1 protein-coding gene is annotated in these 803 nt (G+C 69.4%); it reads left to right on the top strand.

Translation table 11 applies throughout. The features are described 5' to 3' along the window. Positions 1-665: TetR/AcrR family transcriptional regulator (locus CKO28_RS27770; protein WP_338050264.1), on the top strand; the 665-nt coding region annotated here is incomplete at its 5' end. Positions 666-803: the final 138 nt, after the last annotated feature.

The raw sequence follows: 803 nt of genomic DNA, 5'->3' as shown, positions 1-803 counted from the left end.
GCCGCGCCATGTCGGCCCTTGAATTCGAGACCGACCAGTCCAAAATATTGGGCATGGATGCCTCGAAAGCCTCGTCCCACGAAACGCCGACCCGCGGCCGGCCGCGCAGCTTCGACGAAGCCGCGGCGCTGAACGCCGCGCTCGACGTGTTCTGGCGGCAGGGCTACGAGGCGACCTCGCTCGACGATCTGACCCAGGCGATGGGGCTCAGCCGGTCCAGCTTCTACAGCTGCTTCGGCTCCAAGCACGAGGCGCTGCTGCGCGCCCTGCGGGTCTACGCCGACCGCAGCGTCGACGACTTGACCGCGATCGCCCGCGACGCCGGATCGCCGCGGGCAGCACTGCAGCGGATGATCGGCGCGATGGTCGAAACGCAGGACACCTGCCGCGGCTGTCTGCTGGTCAACTGCATCACCGAACTCGCCAACCACGACCCCGCCGTGCAGACCGTGGTGCAGCAGCACATCGCCCGGATCGAGGGCTTGATGGCCCAGACGATCGCCCAGGCCGCGCCCCCCGGCACGGCCCCGGACAGCCCGGCGGACCGGGCCCGCGCGCTGGTCGCGATCACCGTCGGCGCGATCACCCTGAGCAAGGCCGGCCTGCCCGGCGATCAGGTCCAGAGCGCCCTCCGGCAAGCCGACCGCCTTCTGCCCGACAGCTAGACACCCGACAGCTAGATGGGGTAACGGGCCGGCGCGAGCCAGGCCGTAGCGGTCGGGGTGGTCATCCCTCACACTGTTGGTGATTAAAACCGGCGTCAGGGCGGACCTGCGCCAAACAGAGGAGGGATGACCATGGAC

It is taken from the genome of Rhodovibrio sodomensis (assembly GCF_016583645.1).
GTDB lineage: Bacteria > Pseudomonadota > Alphaproteobacteria > Kiloniellales > Rhodovibrionaceae > Rhodovibrio > Rhodovibrio sodomensis.
This window is presented reverse-complemented; position numbering and strand designations above follow the sequence as displayed.